Below are 15,162 nucleotides of genomic sequence, written 5' to 3'. Positions count from 1 at the left end.
TGCTTTCACCTGTACAAGCCTCGCCTCGCTGTCTATGACGTGCGCTTTATATTTGAGGACGCTGCCCGTGGTTGCCAAAGCAAAACGATCGATGGAAGATATCGCCAAGGTGGATGGCGTGGCTTATCGCTGGCACATTCATCGCGAACCGCAGTGGGCGTCGGTCGATGGCGCCAAGGGGCTATGTATTTCCGTGCAGCATGATGAGAACCCGCAGAAGATTCTCCTGCTGGAATATCCATTCCCCAAGCCGAGCCGCCACGCCCAGCGGCCGAAGATCGACAAGCGTGATGTCGCCATTCAGATCGGCAAGGCCATTGCCGACGGCTGGGAGCCGGAATCGCGCGGCAAGCCGTTTACCTATATGATCGAAGGCTAAAGGGCTCTCCAGCCTATATCACGACGGAAAAATCCACCCGGCCAGTCGATTTGGTTGATCGCAGCATAGGCCTTGTCGCGAGCCTCCTGCAAGGTCTTGCCGCGGGCGCAGATATTCAGCACACGGCCACCGGCGGCGCGCAGAGAACCGTCTTCTGCGCGGTGGGTGCCGGCATGAAACACGATCACGTCCCTGCCGAAATCTTCTTCAGCGCCGCGAATGATCGAGCCGGTCAGCGGGCTGTCGGGATAACCCTTGGCGGCATAGACGACGCACACCGCCGGCTCATCATGCCATTCCGGCGCCGGCAGGTTTTTCAGCCCCCCCTTGGCCGCCGCCAGCAGGTACGGCACGATATCGCTTTTCAGGCGCAGCATCAGCACCTGACATTCCGGATCGCCGAAGCGCGCGTTATATTCCACCAGACGCGGCTTGCCATCCTCGACCATCAGACCGGCATAGAGCACGCCCTTATATGGATTGCCCTCGGCCTTCATGCCCGTCATGGTCGGGTTGAGCACCTCAGCCTGGGTGATGCGCAGGAGTTCCGGCGTGACGATCGGCGCCGGCGAATAGGTGCCCATGCCGCCGGTATTCGGCCCCGTGTCGCCATCGAAAGCGCGCTTGTGATCCTGCGCCCAGCCGAACAGCAGCGCGGTTTCACCGTCACACAGGGCAAAGATCGACGCTTCTTCACCGGTCATGAATTCTTCGATGACGATGTTCGAACTGGCCGGACCATAACGGCCGCCGAGCATGGCCTCGACCTCGGCCACGGCGTCCTGATAATCGGGCGATATGGCGACACCCTTGCCGGCGGCCAGGCCATCGGCCTTGATGACATAGGGCGGGCTGTAGGTTTTCAGGAATTCGCGGGCTTCGGCGACATTATCGAAGGTTTCGGACGCCGATGTCGGGATATTGTGGCGCTTGCAGAAATCCTTGGTGAAGGCCTTTGACGATTCCAGTTGGGCCGCTTTCTTCATTGGTCCAAAGCAAGGGATATTGGCGGCAGCTAGGGCATCGGCCAGTCCTTCGGCCAGGGCGCTTTCAGGGCCAACCACGACCAGATCGGCCTTGATCTCGCGCGCCAGCCCGACCAGCCCCGGCACGTCCGTCGCCTTGATGTCGCGGCACTCGCCCAAGCTGCCCATGCCCGGATTGCCCGGCGCGATGACCAGTTTATCGCACAAAGGCGACTGGGCGATTTTCCAAGCGAGGGCGTGTTCGCGGCCGCCCGAACCGATCAGCAGAATGTTCATCGTTTCCGCTTCCCTCACCCTGCCTTTCGGGTCAAGCAAAAACTATCAGCCCGCCAACCTATACGGCGTCACCGTACCTTCAAGGCAAGCGTGCAACGTGTTGAAAAACTGCGGCATATCGATCGGCTTGGTCAGCACATGGTTGAAGCCATGACCGCGCGTATCATCGGAAAGCTTGGTCTGGGCGGCCGCACTGAGCGCCACAATCGCCGTTTCGCTGTTGATGCCGCCCTGTTCGCGCACGCAGCGCGTGGCGGCGATGCCATCGAGCACCGGCATCTGGATATCCATGAAAATCAGGTCGAACTTGATCCGCTCGCAGATTTCCAGTGCTTCCTCGCCATCGCAGGCCTCATGGATTTCGAGACCGGAATCGGTCATCAGCAGGCGGATCAGTTCGCGGTTGATCGGGTGGTCATCGACGATCAGCACCTTGCGGTCTTCCAGGAAAACCGGCTTCAGGTCGTTCGCCATAACGGGCAGCGGCGCGGTGGCGATAGTCACCGGCATCTCGAACCAGAAGCAGGCGCCTTCGCCCGGCACCGAGTCAACGCCGATCTCGCCCTGCATCAAACGCACGATCTCGGAACAGATCGACAGGCCAAGGCCTGAACCACCATATTTGCGATTGATGCTGTTGTCGATCTGGTTGAAGCGGGTGAACAGGGCCGGCTGCTGATCGAGCGGGATACCCGGACCGTTATCCCGGACCTCGACACGCAGGCGGCCTGTCCGGTCGACCACCGCCAACACGGTCACCGTGCCATTCGGCGTGAATTTGCAGGCATTGCCGACCAGATTATACAATACCTGACGAATACGGACCTCATCCAGCATCAGCCAGTCGGGCGTTTGCGGATCATAATCGCAGCGGATTTCGATATTACGCGTCTGGCCCAGAACGGCGAACTGATCGACAATGTCCGCAGTCAATCCGCGCAGGTCGGTCGGTTGCGGATTGAGGTGAACCTGCCCCGCCTCCAGCTTGGAAAAATCGAGAATATCGGTGATCAGGCTGAGCAAGGCCTCGCTCGCCTTGTTGATACGGCCGATATAGTGCCGGGCGTCGGGCGGCATCTCCTGCACGCTATTCAGAAGCGTGGCATAGCCCAGGATCGTCGTCAGCGGCGTGCGGATTTCGTGGCTCATATTGGAGAGGAAATCCGATTTGGCCAGTTGATGCGCCTCGGCGTTTTCCTTGGCCGTGCGCAAGGTATCTTCCAGATGCGCCTGCTCGGTGACATCCTGCAATATGCCGAAGATGAACTCCGGCTTGCCATCCTCACCGATTTCAACACCGCCTTTGGAATAGACGATCCGTTCCTCGCCATCGGCCCGCATCAGGCGTTCCTCGAAGGTGAAATCACCGCCTGTCGTCATGGCTTTGCGCACGCAGCGCTCGACCGCAGCACGGTCATCAGGGTGAAACAACTGGATGGCGGTATCGATCTGCGGCTGGAAACTGCCGCGGCTCAGTCCGTGAATGGCATAGACGCCACGCGACCAGAAACACTCGCCGGTGCGGGCGTTGATATGCCAGTAGCCGACGCCGGCCACCTCCTCCATCAATTCGAGTTTGCGCTGCGTTTCCTGGAGCTTGCGGATGACGGTTTTTTTCGCCACCCCGCTTTTGCGCAGGGTCAGCATATCCGACACACTATCCGCCAGCTTTTGCAGGCGCCCGGCCTGCACCGCGTCAAAGTCATCGCGCGCTTTGACATCGATGATGCAAAACGTGCCGATCAGGGCGTCTTCATAATGCAGGGGCGCGCCGGCATAGAAACGGACGTTTGGGGCGTCCATTACAAACGGATTACCGGCAAAGCGCGGATCGTCGCGGGCGTCCGGCACGATCATCAGGCCGCCGGAACGCAGGGTATGTTCGCAGAAAGAGACTTCCGCCGGGATCGATTTCAAGGCCAGCCCGTGCGTAGAGACAAAACTGTGGCGTTCGCCATCCGCCAGCGAGATCATGGCGATGGGCGCGTCAAAAATATCCGCCGCCAGCGCGGTCAGATGATCGAAGCCCGATTCCGGTTCGGCCTCGAAAACGTCAGCCTGATGGAAGGCAGCGTGGCGACTGCTCTTGTCCGGCCTTGGCAATTGGGGACGCATTGAACTCTGACCCGCGGTTTTTACAGGACTCACCCTAAGTTGAGTCCTCTGAATAAAGCCTAAACATTTGTGGATAAGAATACATTAGAGCGGCAAAATTGGGTCACTGGTGAAAATTGCGCTAAAGTGCCGCCATGGCCAACGATCTGCTCGCCCCCGAATCAACAAACGCTGCCGCCTATTCGGTTTCCGAACTGGCCGGCGCGCTGAAACGCACGCTGGAAACCACCTACGATCACGTCCGGCTGCGCGGTGAAATCTCCAAGGTCACGCGCCACGCCTCCGGCCACGTTTACCTGACGATCAAGGACGACAAGGCCGCCATCGACGGGGTGATCTGGAAGGGCAATGTCAGCCGCCTGCAAGCCCAGCCCGAACATGGGCTTGAGGTCATCGTCACCGGCAAGATCACCACCTTCCCGGCGTCATCGAAATACCAGATCGTCATCGAGGCGATGGAGGTGGCTGGGGTCGGCGCCTTGCTGGCCCAGCTCGACCGCCTCAAGAAAAAGCTCCACGGCGAGGGCCTGTTCGATCCGGCGCGTAAAAAGCCGCTGCCCTATGCGCCGCGCACCATCGGCGTCATTACCTCGCCGACCGGCGCGGTCATCCGCGATATTCTTCATCGTATCCGCGACCGTTGGCCGTGTCAGGTCATCGTCTGGCCGGTCGTGGTGCAGGGCGATGCCGCCGCCCCACAGGTGATCAACGCCCTGCGCGGCTTCCATACTGACCCGGCACTTCCGCGCCCGGACGTCATCATCGTGGCGCGTGGCGGCGGCTCGGTCGAGGACCTGTGGGCCTTCAACAGCGAAGACCTGGCGCGCGCCGTCGCCGCCAGCACTATTCCGATCATCTCGGCCGTGGGCCACGAGACCGACACCACCCTGATCGACTATGTCAGTGATCGCCGCGCCCCCACCCCCACCGGCGCGGCCGAAATGGCGACGCCGGTGCTCGGTGAACTGCGCGCCTTTACCGCCGATCTCGAACGCCGCCGCCAGGGCACGATGGCACGGCAACTGGAAACCCGCCGCGAGCGCGTGGCCCTGCTGGCCCGCACCCTGCCCAAGCCGCTCGACCTGATCAACGCCGCGCAGCAACGGCTCGACTATGTGGCGCACCGGCTCGGTGGCGGCCTGTTGCAAAACCTCAACCTGCACCAAAACGGCTTCGTCCGCGTTTCCGGACGCTTTTCCCCTGTTCTGCTGGAGCGCCCGCACCAGCTCAAGGCAGAGCAACTCGCCCAGCTTTCCACACGCGCGTTGAATGCTCTCAGCCGCAGCGTCGCCACAGCGAAGAGCCACGCTCGCCTCGACGAACTCGGCCAGCGCATGGCCGACGCCCTCCATCGCAGCCTGAAGCAAAAGACCGACCGGCTGAAAAATCTGGAACAATTACGCGTCAGTCTCGATCCCGACCGGCCGCTCAACCTGGGTTTTGCCCGCGTCAACCGGCCGGATGGCGTATTGGTCAAATCGCCCGCCGGCATTGACAGCGGCGCGGCCCTGATTCTCACCTTCAAGGGCGATCAGAAACTCGATGTCATCGCCGGCGTTGGCGGAACCCCACCGCCACAGACATCCACCGCCAAACCGGCCCCGGCAAAACCCAAACCCGCCGCGCCGGATCAGGGCAGCCTGTTTTAACGTCGTCGCTCTTGATCATACCGTATCTCCGGCCTATGTTGAGCGCATGAATATGCACACGCCCTCCCCCTTGCCCGGCCAGGCCGTCGTCCACTATGGCGATGGCGACTACACCGTCATGCGTCCTGGCAAGTTCGTGCTCTGCGCCGTTTCCGGCAAGCAGGTGCCGCTCGAAGCGCTGAAATACTGGAACCCGCGCACCCAGGAAGCCTATGCCGGTCCTGAGGAGGCCACCCAAGCTTGGAAACGCCTTCAGCGCTAAACCGCCGATCCGTCCTGACCTTTGGAACCGCCCTTTTCGGCGGCCTGGCCTTGCCTGCGCTGGCGCAAGCGCCCGATCCCTTCCAGCTTAAAGGCCGCTTCATCCAGAGCGGTTATTGCGTCGGCCATGCGGCCCCTGATGCCGAGCTATGGGTGGATGGCGTCCGGCAGGGGACGGCCTCGCCCGAAGGCTGGTTCTATGTCGGTTTCGACCGCGATTCACCGGCGTCTTGCCGCATCGAACTGCGGACAGCCGCCGGCACGCAGGCCGCCACGGTGACCATAGCACCCCAGACCTACGACACCCAGCGCGTCGATGGCCTGCCGCCCGAAACTGTAGCGCCGCAAGCGCCGGAAACCCTCGAACGCATCAAGCGTGACGCCGCCCTGAAAGCCACCGCCTTCGCCAGCCGAGATAATGACGACACCTTCAAGGGCGGCTTTATCTACCCGCTAAAAAGCTATGTCGTTTCAGGCCGTTTCGGCAATCAGCGCATCCTGAATGGTATCCCCAAAAGCCCGCATTACGGCTTCGACATGGCCGCGCCGGTCGGCACCCCGATCTACGCGCCGCAGGGGGGGCTGGTGGTGCTGGCCGAACCCGATCTGTTTTATGAAGGCGGCCTGACCTTTATCGATCACGGGCAAGGCGTGATTTCGATGTACCTGCACCAGTCGCGCGTGCTGGTGAAAACAGGCGACCGCCTCATTCAGGGGCAACTGATCGGCCTGGTGGGCGATCGCGGCCGCGCCACCGGTCCGCACCTGTGCTGGCGGCTGAAATGGGGCGACCGCCACATGGACCCCAGCCTTATGGTGGGTTAGCCCCCGTCACCCAATTACCACAGACGCAATATTCTATTGAAAACGTTTGAACATTTGGCGTAACAGGCCTATGCGTTTTTTATAACAACACTATTAAAAACGCGTCCCCATTTCATCCCCTCATCCGAACTCATGGCCGATTACAGTAGTCTGAAAATCCTGCTGATCGAAGACAATCAGCATATGCGCTCCATCGTGATCGCCATCCTGAAAGGCTCCGGCATCCGCAATGTCCGCGAGGCCCGCGATGGCGCCGAGGGGCTGGACATGCTGCGCCAATATCCCGCCGATATCGCCCTGGTCGATTTCAACATGCAGCCGATCGACGGCGTTGAATTCACCAAAATGCTGCGTAATTCGTCCGATTCCTCAAACCCCTACCTGCCGATTGTCATGATCACCGGCCATTCCGAACGGTCTCGCGTCATTCAGGCGCGCGACGCCGGGGTCAATGAATTCGTCGTCAAGCCCCTGACCGCCCGCGCCCTGCTCGGCCGACTCGATTCCGTCATCATGCGGCCGCGCCCGTTTATCCGCTGCAAAACCTATTTCGGACCGGATCGCCGCCGCACGGCCGACCAGAGCTATTCCGGCCCGTTCCGCCGCAATACCGACGGCGCCTATTAACTTTAATCTTCTGTTAGTAAATATTAACGCCCACTAGGCGAGTGAGTTGAATCATTCCATAGTCAGGCCTGCGATTCTATGTGCCGCATCCTGCGAAATGGGACCATCAATGGGCAAGTTTACCCCGGCTATCCTTGTACTGACCTATATTCTGGTGGGGCTGAGCCTCGCCGCGATGGTGTGGAACGGCGGCTCCGATTTCGGCACGGCCCTGGCCGTCCTGGCCGGCACCTTGGGGGTTTGCCTGGCTTTCCACGCCTACGCCTCGCAGCAACTGGCCGAGCGCCGCATCATCCGCGAGGTCGAAAACGTCCGTGATGCGCACCGCCTGATGGTCGACGCCATTGATTCGACCCAAAAGGACATGATCGAACTGGCCGACCGCGTGCAGAACCAGCGCACCTCGCGCTCCGAGGAACTGACCTCTGAAGTGAAGATGCTCGAAGACCTGGTGATGAAGCTCGGCGAGAGCATCGAAGACCGCCTGCATGAATGGCAATCGGCGCCGGCCACCGTGGTGCCGTTGCGCGGTTCGCCCGCCATGAACCATAAAGAAGCTCAGGCTCTGGCGCTGATCGAGACCATCCGCGAGGCGCTGATCGCCAACCGGGTCGATCTCTATCTCCAGCCGGTCGTTTCCCTGCCCCAGCGCAAGACCATCTTTTACGAATCGTTCTCGCGCCTGCGCGACGCCACCGGCCGCGTAATGATGCCGGCCGAATATCTGACCGTGGCCGATGCCGAAGGTCTGGTGCCGAGCATAGATAACCTGCTGCTGTTCCGTTGTGTGCAGATTGTCCGCCGCCTGGCCAAGCAGGATCGCCGCATCGGCATCTTCTGCAATATCTCGCTGACCTCCCTGCGCGATGAGACCTTCTTCCCGCAGTTCCTCGAATTCCTCAATGAAAACCGTGACCTCTCCGGATCGCTGATCTTTGAACTGGGCCAGGACGCCTTCGCCACGCGCGGGTCGGTCGAGGCGCGCAACATGGCAAAGCTGGCCGATCTCGGCTTCCGCTTCTCGCTCGACAAGGTGGTCAGCATCGATTTCGACTTGCAGGACCTGCACCGTTCCGACGTCCGTTATGTCAAGATCGGCGCCAATCTGCTGCTCGAACAACTGCTCGAAGTCGAGGGCAAGCCGGCGATGAAATTCCTCAAGGATATCCACGCCGGTGATTACGCCGGTCTGCTGGCGCGCTACGGCATCGAGGTCATTGCCGAAAAGGTCGAAAGCGAAAAGCAGGTCGTCGATATCCTCGATATCGAGATCGGCTATGCGCAGGGCCACCTGTTCGGCGAACCGCGCGCCATCAAGGAACAGGTGCTGGCCGAAACCGACCCGCCCGCTGGCTTTATCAAATCGACCATGCCGCAACAGGGCCGCCGCCGCGCTTAAGGCCTGCGCCCGCAGAGATCACCTCTTCCTGATACCACGAATCGAAGAGATTATGACCTCCGCGTTTTCAAACCCGAACAGGCCCGTCAAAAACTGAAAAGGCCGGGACCCTGCAGGCTTATAGCTGGGATAAAGCTGAAGCAGCTTTCCATAAAACTCGCGGAAGTAAAACTTGTTATACAAGGACAGTTCGCGCAGATAGGATGTGGCATTTTCTCTAAGAAATTGAAGGTCTTCCGGGGCCATCCCTTGCTCTTCGAGTGTCCGCCCTGAACTGAAAGCGGCGAGTTGATCGATCCAGATCGAGCAGACCTGCTCAAGACGGTAGCGCGCCTCATCTCCCCCCATCCTCTGCTGGTCCGGATAAAGTCGGAATTGATATAATGGCGCTTCGGTCGGCAGATAATGAAAATACGCCTTACTTTCGAGCAGACTGATAAGCAGTTTTATATCTTCCCAGATCCGCAGTTGCTCATCAAAGCCTCCGATCAATTCCAAGGTGCGTTTGCGCACGATTAATGAACCGGGATGTATCAGGTTTTTGGCCGCAAGCAGGGCCATAGGAACCTTTTTATGGACGATCCGGCTTTGAATCACTTCAGTCGTTATCGTCTTGTCGTCTTCAACATATACACATTCAAAGCCAGAATAAACGACATCCAGGTCGGGATTTGATCTCACCACAGATAATTGCAGGCTCAGTTTTTCGGGATGCAGAAAATCGTCGCTGTCGAGAAACTGTATCCATTCCGAGGTCGCAGCGCGCCAGCCCCTATTACGCGCAGCGCTGACCCCCATGTTCGAAGGCTGGCGTATAATCTGAACAGGCCCCGAAAAAGAGCCAAGAATGGCTTCAACCTTACTTATCGTGTTATCCGAAGATCCATCGTCCACGATAATAATCTCAAACGGCCCGCCTTTTTGCTCCATCGCGGTCTTGAGTGATTTTTCAATATAATGTTCGGAATTGAATGTTGGAATTATAATACTGCAACTCGTCATCGTAACCTTGCCCCGCAAAGGTAAAAAATGAAATTCCGTTTAAGTACCTTCCTGGAGATCTATCCTAAATGGACGGAACTTTGAAAGACAGAATATCTATGAAAAGGGACTATAGACACCATCAATATATTGCGCAATCTCGCGTCGGCGCACACGCTCAGCTCTCGGCAAGCCTGTTTATGATCCCATCGCCGTCCGGATAAAGCCCTTGAGCCGTGCGCGCACCGCCGGTAACAGCCTGCCGAATCCGTGGCGGCCACTCTCCGGCAGGTGCGCCACTGACGCCGCGGTATCGCCGAAGACGTAGCGCTCCATCATATGTTTCCAGATATGCTTCTGGTCGTCCGGCAGATCGCGCAGGGTCAGGATAGCGGCGTAAAGCGCGATATTGGGTGATATCCAGTCGGCGCCAGCCTCGTTCCACCAGTAATTGACCAGGGCGTTGAGACCGGCCTGTGACTGGACGTGATGCCACCAGGCATAAGGGATATAGAGCGCGTCACCCGGTTCGAGATCGGCATATTGCGCCTGCGCCAGCGCTTTCTCAAACAAAGGATAGCGGTCGAAATCGGGATTTTCCAGTGGCGCCATGCTGACCGGCACCCCGCCCGGTGCGAAATCGAACGGCCCCGGATAGAGGTTATCGATCTGCCCCGGCGGAAACAGGGTGAAACGCCGCTTCCCCGCCACTGCGCAGGCAATATTGTGCGCCGGATCGAAATGGGTCTGGGTGCGGACACGATTGCCCAGCCACAGGCGTGGCCCGGTCGATAATGCCAGCACCGGCAGCGGATGATCCGCCTCGAAGGCCGGCATATAGTCCGCCAGGATCAGCGATTGCGCATAGATGGTGACGAAGTCTTCGCGGTTTTCGTTCTCCAGGAGCCGGTCAAGCAAAGCCGAAACCGTCGTCTGGTCGACCATGAAATTATAGCCGGTCAGGTCGTCATTGTAGAAATAGGCGCCCTTATGGACCGGGGGCAATATACTGATACTCGCGGACTTGCCGCTTGTATCCAGCCGCTTGAACATGGCCGTTACTGCCGCATTGGACTCCTGCGCCGCCTTTACCACTGGCCAGTCACGCACCAGCCCTTTCAGGACAACGGGCTGCCGCGCCGGCAAAATCTCCGCCTCGAAACGGGCGCGATCAACACCGGTGACGACCCTGACCGGTTGCATCAGACCTGGGCCGCAGCCACGGCGGCCAGGGTATAAGGCGCCATGCTGGCATAGGCCGTGCTGTTGGGATGGACGCCATCGGCGCTGAATTCCGGACGCATGGCACCGCTGTCCAGAGCCAGGGCCGGCCAGTAATCGACAAAGGTATAGCCTTGCGCCATGCAGACCGATTTGATCCAGTCATTCAGCGCTTTGATCTTTTCGACCGGATTGCCGACCGCCATCTTCCACGGGAAATGATCCGCCGGCGGCACGCTGGCCATGATGACCTTGATGCCGTATACGCTGGCGAGATTGGCCATGGCCTGCAGGTTTTGCGTGGTCGCCACCGGATCATACGGATCCTGATTTTCGGCGATGTCGTTGGTGCCGGCCATGATATGCACGGCCTTCGGACGCAGGGCCACGACATCGGCCATGAAGCGGACCAGCATCTGGGCCGAAACCTGTCCACCGATCCCGCGCCCGACCAGACCGTTATCGGCGTAAAAGCTGCCGGATTGCCCCGGCCAGCCGTCGGTGATGGAATCGCCCATCATGACGACCTTGCGCGCGGTTTCCGGCAGCTTGACCACATCGGCATTGGCCAGATGATAGCGGCGAAGCTGCGCCCAGTCGATGCCGGCGGGCTGGACGGTCAGCGTCGCCGGATCGTTATAATCCTGCAACGCCGCCTGCACGGCTTGAGCCTCCGCATTATCCTGGCCCTTGTTTTGTGCGCTGGCGGCCGTGGCCACGCCCAGCATGGCGCCGCCGGCCAATGCCCCGGTCAGCAAATGGCGCCGTTTGATATCCGTCATAGAAAATCCCCTGAGTTATGCCACGGTCAGCGTGGCGACTTTCAGGTCCACACTATTGGCTCCGGCGGAGATCGTAAAGGTGCCCGGTTCGACAACGCGCTGCATATCCATATTATAGAATTGCAGATCGGCCGGCATAATGGTGAAGCTGACCGTCTGGCTGGCGCCAGGTTCGAGCGTAATCCGCTTGAAACCCTTCAATTCCTTGACCGGACGGGTGACCGATGAGAAGTCGTCGCGGATATAGAGCTGGACCACTTCGTCGCCCTTTACCGCACCGGTATTCTTGACGTCCACACTGACCGTCACACTGTCCGCCGCGCCGATGGTGTCTTTTTCCAGCTTCGGGGCCGAAATATCGAAAGTGGTGTAGGAAAGGCCATAGCCGAAGGGGAACAGCGGCGAGGTCGTGCCGTCGAGATAACCGCGGCGGGCCGTCGGCTTGTAATTATAGAAGATCGGCAATTGTCCGACATTGCGGGCGATCGACACCGGCAGCTTGCCGCCCGGATTGGCCCGGCCAAACAAAATATCAGCAGCGGCCCAGCCGGTTTCCTGCCCCATATACCAGCCTTCGATCAGGGCGTCGGCCTTCTCATTCAGCAGGTTGACCGACAATGGACGGCCATTGAGCAGGAAGGCCACGGTGGGCTTTTTCAGCGCGAAAATCTGCGCGGCCAGGTCATTCTGGCGGCCGATCAGGTCGAGCGACTGGCGATCGCCCATGTGATTGTCGGCCCAGGCTTCGCGTGAGGTCTGCTCGTTATCGCCCAGCACCATGATGATGGTATCCGCCGATTTGGCGGCTTCCACGGCATCGGCAATCAGCTTGTCATTGACCGAGTCCGGCGTGAAATTGATAACGTCCTGGCCCCAGATGCGCTGTTCCGTCAGGCGCACCCCTTCTGAGTAAGCAACCTCGAAGCCGGCTTTCTTGCCCTCGGCCTCCAGCCCTTCGAGGATCGAGACGACATGGCGCGGCTTGTCGGAATAGCCGCCGATCGGGCAGTCGCGGGCGTGGGTGCCAAGCACCAGCACCTTGCCGACCTTTTTGGCGTCGAGCGGCAGAAGGCCGTTGTTTTTCAGCAGCACCACCGACTTGGTGGCGGCTTCGCGGGCCAGGGCCACGGCATCCGGCGTCGCGGTCAGGCTGTCGGCCTTCTTCGCATCGACGTAAGGATTCTCGAACAGGCCCGACTGGAACTTCATTTCGAGGATACGCGCGACAACCGCATTGATCTCGTCCTCGCTGATCCGCCCCGCCTTTACCAGCCCGATCAGTTCGCCATAGGCCTGGTTGTCCGGGGTCTCGATATCGACCCCAGCCTTGAAGGCGCGATAGGCGGCCTCGGTTTCGTTCGGCACCAGCTTGTGGCGGGTAATCATTTCCTTGATGGCGAAATAGTCGGAAACGGTGACGCCCTTGAACCCCCACTCATCGCGCAAAACCGTGGTCAGCAGCCACTTGTTGGCATGGGAGGGCACGCCATCGATTTCATTATAGGACGGCATGACCGCGCGGATATTGGTTTCCCTGACGATCTTCTCGAACGGCGGGAAGAAGTCCTCGCGCAGGGTGCGCTGGCTGATCTCGGCCGGCCCGACATTGGTGCCGTTTTCCGGCTGGCCGTGGCCGGTCATGTGTTTCAGGGTGGCGAACACCTTGTCTTTGGCCAGCGGCAGGGCTTCGCCCTGGAAGCCGATCACTGCCGCCTTGCCGATGACGCCGCACAGGTGCGGGTCTTCGCCGTAGGTTTCCTCAATGCGGCCCCAGCGCGGTTCACGGGCGACATCGACCACCGGCGCCAGGGCGAAATTGGCGCCGCGGGCGCGCATTTCACGGGCGGCCACCGAGAAGATCTTCGTGGCCATATCCGGGTCGAACGACGAGGCCAGACCGATCGCCTGCGGGAAGGAGGTGGCGTCCTTGGCGACATAACCGTGCAGCGCTTCCTCGTGCATGATCATCGGGATGCCGAGGCGGGTCTCTTCGACGGCCCATTTCTGCATGGCGTTAATGTGGGTGGCGGTATTGAAGGCGTCGCGGTTGCCCATAGCGCCGGAATCACCTGCACCGGTCGTGGTGGCCAAACCTTGCTGGTCGGACGGACGCGCCACCATACCAAGCCCGTTCGGATAGACCTGCGAGGCTTTTTTCGGATTGAACTTGCCGTCGGGGTCCTGAATCTTGCCTTTTTCCTGCCAGACGCACAGCATCTGCGCCACCTTCTCCTCCAGCGTCATGCGGCCGAGCAGGTCAGCGACGCGCGCTTCCGTGGCGAGACCGGCATCCTTGTAAGGCAGTTTTTCCTTGGCCTTCACCTTTGCCAGCGCGCCAGTGGCTGTGGCAGCGGTCAGCGCAATGGTGGAGGCGCCGAACAGGCGGCGGGTGACGGCGGGTGTCGCAGACTTCATAACTTCATCCCTGTTTTTCTATTATCGGCACTTCCAATTACGAAGGCCTCTGCCGCGCTTGACGGCGGAATTGAACGATGACACTGTTAGCGCTAACAGAATAAAATTCAACAGGGAAAATGTCATGAGCCAGAACACGGACAAGAATCTGTCGCGCCGCGCCGCCCTGAGCCTGGGGACCGCCGCCCTCGCTGCCAGCACCCTGCCCGCTTTTGCCACCCCGGAGGCGTCCCTGAAGGATTTGGCCGCCGCCAAGGGCCTGCGCTTCGGCACCGCCATCGGCATGAAGATGTACGCCGATCCGAAGGTCCGCGATCTGGTCATCCGCGAGTGCAACATCATCGTGCCGGAAAACGAGCTGAAGATGTATGTGACGCACAACGAAAACCCTAAAGATTACAACTTCAAGCCGGCCGACGAATTGCTGGCCTTCGCCGAAACGAACCATATCGCCATGCGCGGCCACAACCTCTTCTGGGCGCGCGATGAATTCACCCCGCAGTGGCTGAAGGACTACAAGTTCTCCGGCAAGGCCGAGGCCGAAAAACTGTTGCGCGACTATATCGCCAAGGTGGCCGATCATTACGGCGACCGCCTGACCTCTTGGGATGTGGTCAACGAAACCATCGATCCGAAGACCGGCGAGGTGCGCGAGAACGCCTTCTCGCGCGTACTTGGCATGGACACGATGCGGATCGCCTTCGAGGCCACGCGCGAACACCTGCCGAAGACGCAACTGGCCTATAACGACTATATGAGCTGGGAAGCCGGCAACGAACTACACCGCAAGGGCGTGCTGAAACTGCTGCACTGGTTCCGCGACAACAAGGTGCCGATCGATGCCCTGGGCGTGCAATCCCATATCGGCAACGGTTTCGATCTGCTCGGCGGTCAGGTCAATCAGTGGAAGGATTTCCTCGATGAGGTGGTGTCGCTCGACCTCGACCTGTTGATCACCGAATTCGATGTCGATGACCAGACCATCCCGACCGGCGATATCGAGCAGCGCGACGCCATCGTCGCCACGGTCGGCCGAGTCTATCTCGACCAGATGCTGAGCTACAAGCAAACCAAGGATGTGCTGTTCTGGGGGATGCCGGATCAATATAACTGGCTGCAAGGTTTCACCCCGCGCGCCGACAAGCTGCCCCTGCGCCCAACGCCGTTCGATGCGGAGTTCAAGCCGAAGCCGCTATATGACGCCATAGCCGCCGCCTTCAAAACCGCACCGCAAAGGTAATCGATT

At 59.8% G+C, this 15,162-nt stretch carries 13 protein-coding genes; 7 read left to right on the top strand and 6 right to left on the bottom strand.

The window, feature by feature from the left end:
- Positions 1–67: 67 nt before the first annotated feature.
- Entirely contained in the window at positions 68–379 is a 312-nt protein-coding gene (locus VL130_RS11375; RefSeq protein ID WP_325363021.1) for a hypothetical protein, read from the top strand.
- Here the strand turns inward: VL130_RS11375 and purD are convergent.
- Both purD and VL130_RS11365 read right to left on the bottom strand, forming a co-directional pair.
- Entirely contained in the window at positions 376–1,641 is a 1,266-nt protein-coding gene (gene purD, locus VL130_RS11370) for a phosphoribosylamine--glycine ligase (protein WP_325363020.1), read from the bottom strand. The genes VL130_RS11375 and purD overlap by 4 nt on opposite strands.
- Positions 1,642–1,686: 45 nt before the next feature.
- On the bottom strand, positions 1,687–3,756 hold the full coding sequence (locus VL130_RS11365) for an ATP-binding protein (RefSeq protein ID WP_325363019.1): 2,070 nt from the start codon (positions 3,754–3,756) through the stop codon (positions 1,687–1,689).
- A gap of 134 nt (positions 3,757–3,890) precedes the next feature.
- Here VL130_RS11365 and xseA point away from each other — a divergent pair, with 134 nt between their 5' ends.
- From xseA to VL130_RS11340, 5 genes are all read left to right on the top strand, one after another.
- Positions 3,891–5,405 (top strand): exodeoxyribonuclease VII large subunit, encoded by a 1,515-nt coding sequence (gene xseA, locus VL130_RS11360; protein WP_325363018.1) that lies wholly within the window; start codon positions 3,891–3,893, stop codon positions 5,403–5,405.
- A 46-nt stretch (positions 5,406–5,451) separates the two neighbouring features.
- Positions 5,452–5,667: a DUF2093 domain-containing protein gene (locus VL130_RS11355; protein WP_325363017.1), complete on the top strand. Its 216-nt coding sequence runs from the start codon at positions 5,452–5,454 to the stop codon at positions 5,665–5,667.
- On the top strand, positions 5,646–6,491 hold the full coding sequence (locus tag VL130_RS11350; RefSeq protein ID WP_325363016.1) for a M23 family metallopeptidase: 846 nt from the start codon (positions 5,646–5,648) through the stop codon (positions 6,489–6,491). Before VL130_RS11355 ends, VL130_RS11350 begins: the two co-directional genes overlap by 22 nt.
- A gap of 132 nt (positions 6,492–6,623) precedes the next feature.
- The gene (locus VL130_RS11345) at positions 6,624–7,118 is read left to right on the top strand and encodes a response regulator (RefSeq protein WP_325363015.1); all 495 of its coding nucleotides are present in this window, start codon (positions 6,624–6,626) and stop codon (positions 7,116–7,118) included.
- A 109-nt stretch (positions 7,119–7,227) separates the two neighbouring features.
- Positions 7,228–8,517: an EAL domain-containing protein gene (locus tag VL130_RS11340; protein WP_325363014.1), complete on the top strand. Its 1,290-nt coding sequence runs from the start codon at positions 7,228–7,230 to the stop codon at positions 8,515–8,517.
- An 18-nt stretch (positions 8,518–8,535) separates the two neighbouring features.
- On the opposite strand, the gene VL130_RS11335 is transcribed toward VL130_RS11340, so the two are convergent.
- The 4 genes from VL130_RS11335 to VL130_RS11320 all read right to left on the bottom strand — a co-directional run bounded on the left by VL130_RS11335 (position 8,536) and on the right by VL130_RS11320 (position 13,916).
- Positions 8,536–9,519 carry a glycosyltransferase gene (locus VL130_RS11335; protein WP_325363013.1) on the bottom strand — a complete coding sequence of 328 codons (984 nt, stop codon included), beginning with the start codon at positions 9,517–9,519 and terminating at the stop codon, positions 8,536–8,538.
- Between the two features lie 177 nt (positions 9,520–9,696).
- Positions 9,697–10,701 carry a cupin-like domain-containing protein gene (locus VL130_RS11330; protein WP_325363012.1) on the bottom strand — a complete coding sequence of 335 codons (1,005 nt, stop codon included), beginning with the start codon at positions 10,699–10,701 and terminating at the stop codon, positions 9,697–9,699.
- Positions 10,701–11,501: a GDSL-type esterase/lipase family protein gene (locus tag VL130_RS11325; protein ID WP_325363011.1), complete on the bottom strand. Its 801-nt coding sequence runs from the start codon at positions 11,499–11,501 to the stop codon at positions 10,701–10,703. Before VL130_RS11325 ends, VL130_RS11330 begins: the two co-directional genes overlap by 1 nt.
- A gap of 15 nt (positions 11,502–11,516) precedes the next feature.
- Positions 11,517–13,916 (bottom strand): glycoside hydrolase family 3 N-terminal domain-containing protein, encoded by a 2,400-nt coding sequence (locus VL130_RS11320; protein ID WP_325363010.1) that lies wholly within the window; start codon positions 13,914–13,916, stop codon positions 11,517–11,519.
- Between the two features lie 124 nt (positions 13,917–14,040).
- On the opposite strand from VL130_RS11320, the gene VL130_RS11315 reads away from it, so the two are divergent.
- Positions 14,041–15,156, top strand: coding sequence for an endo-1,4-beta-xylanase (locus tag VL130_RS11315; RefSeq protein WP_325363009.1), 1,116 nt, complete (start codon positions 14,041–14,043; stop codon positions 15,154–15,156).
- Positions 15,157–15,162 lie beyond the last annotated feature (6 nt).

Source organism: Asticcacaulis sp., from assembly GCF_035497195.1.
Classification (GTDB): Bacteria; Pseudomonadota; Alphaproteobacteria; order Caulobacterales; family Caulobacteraceae; genus Asticcacaulis.
The sequence above is the reverse complement of the archived record's forward strand: the minus strand, read 5'-3'. Positions and strand labels throughout refer to the sequence as shown.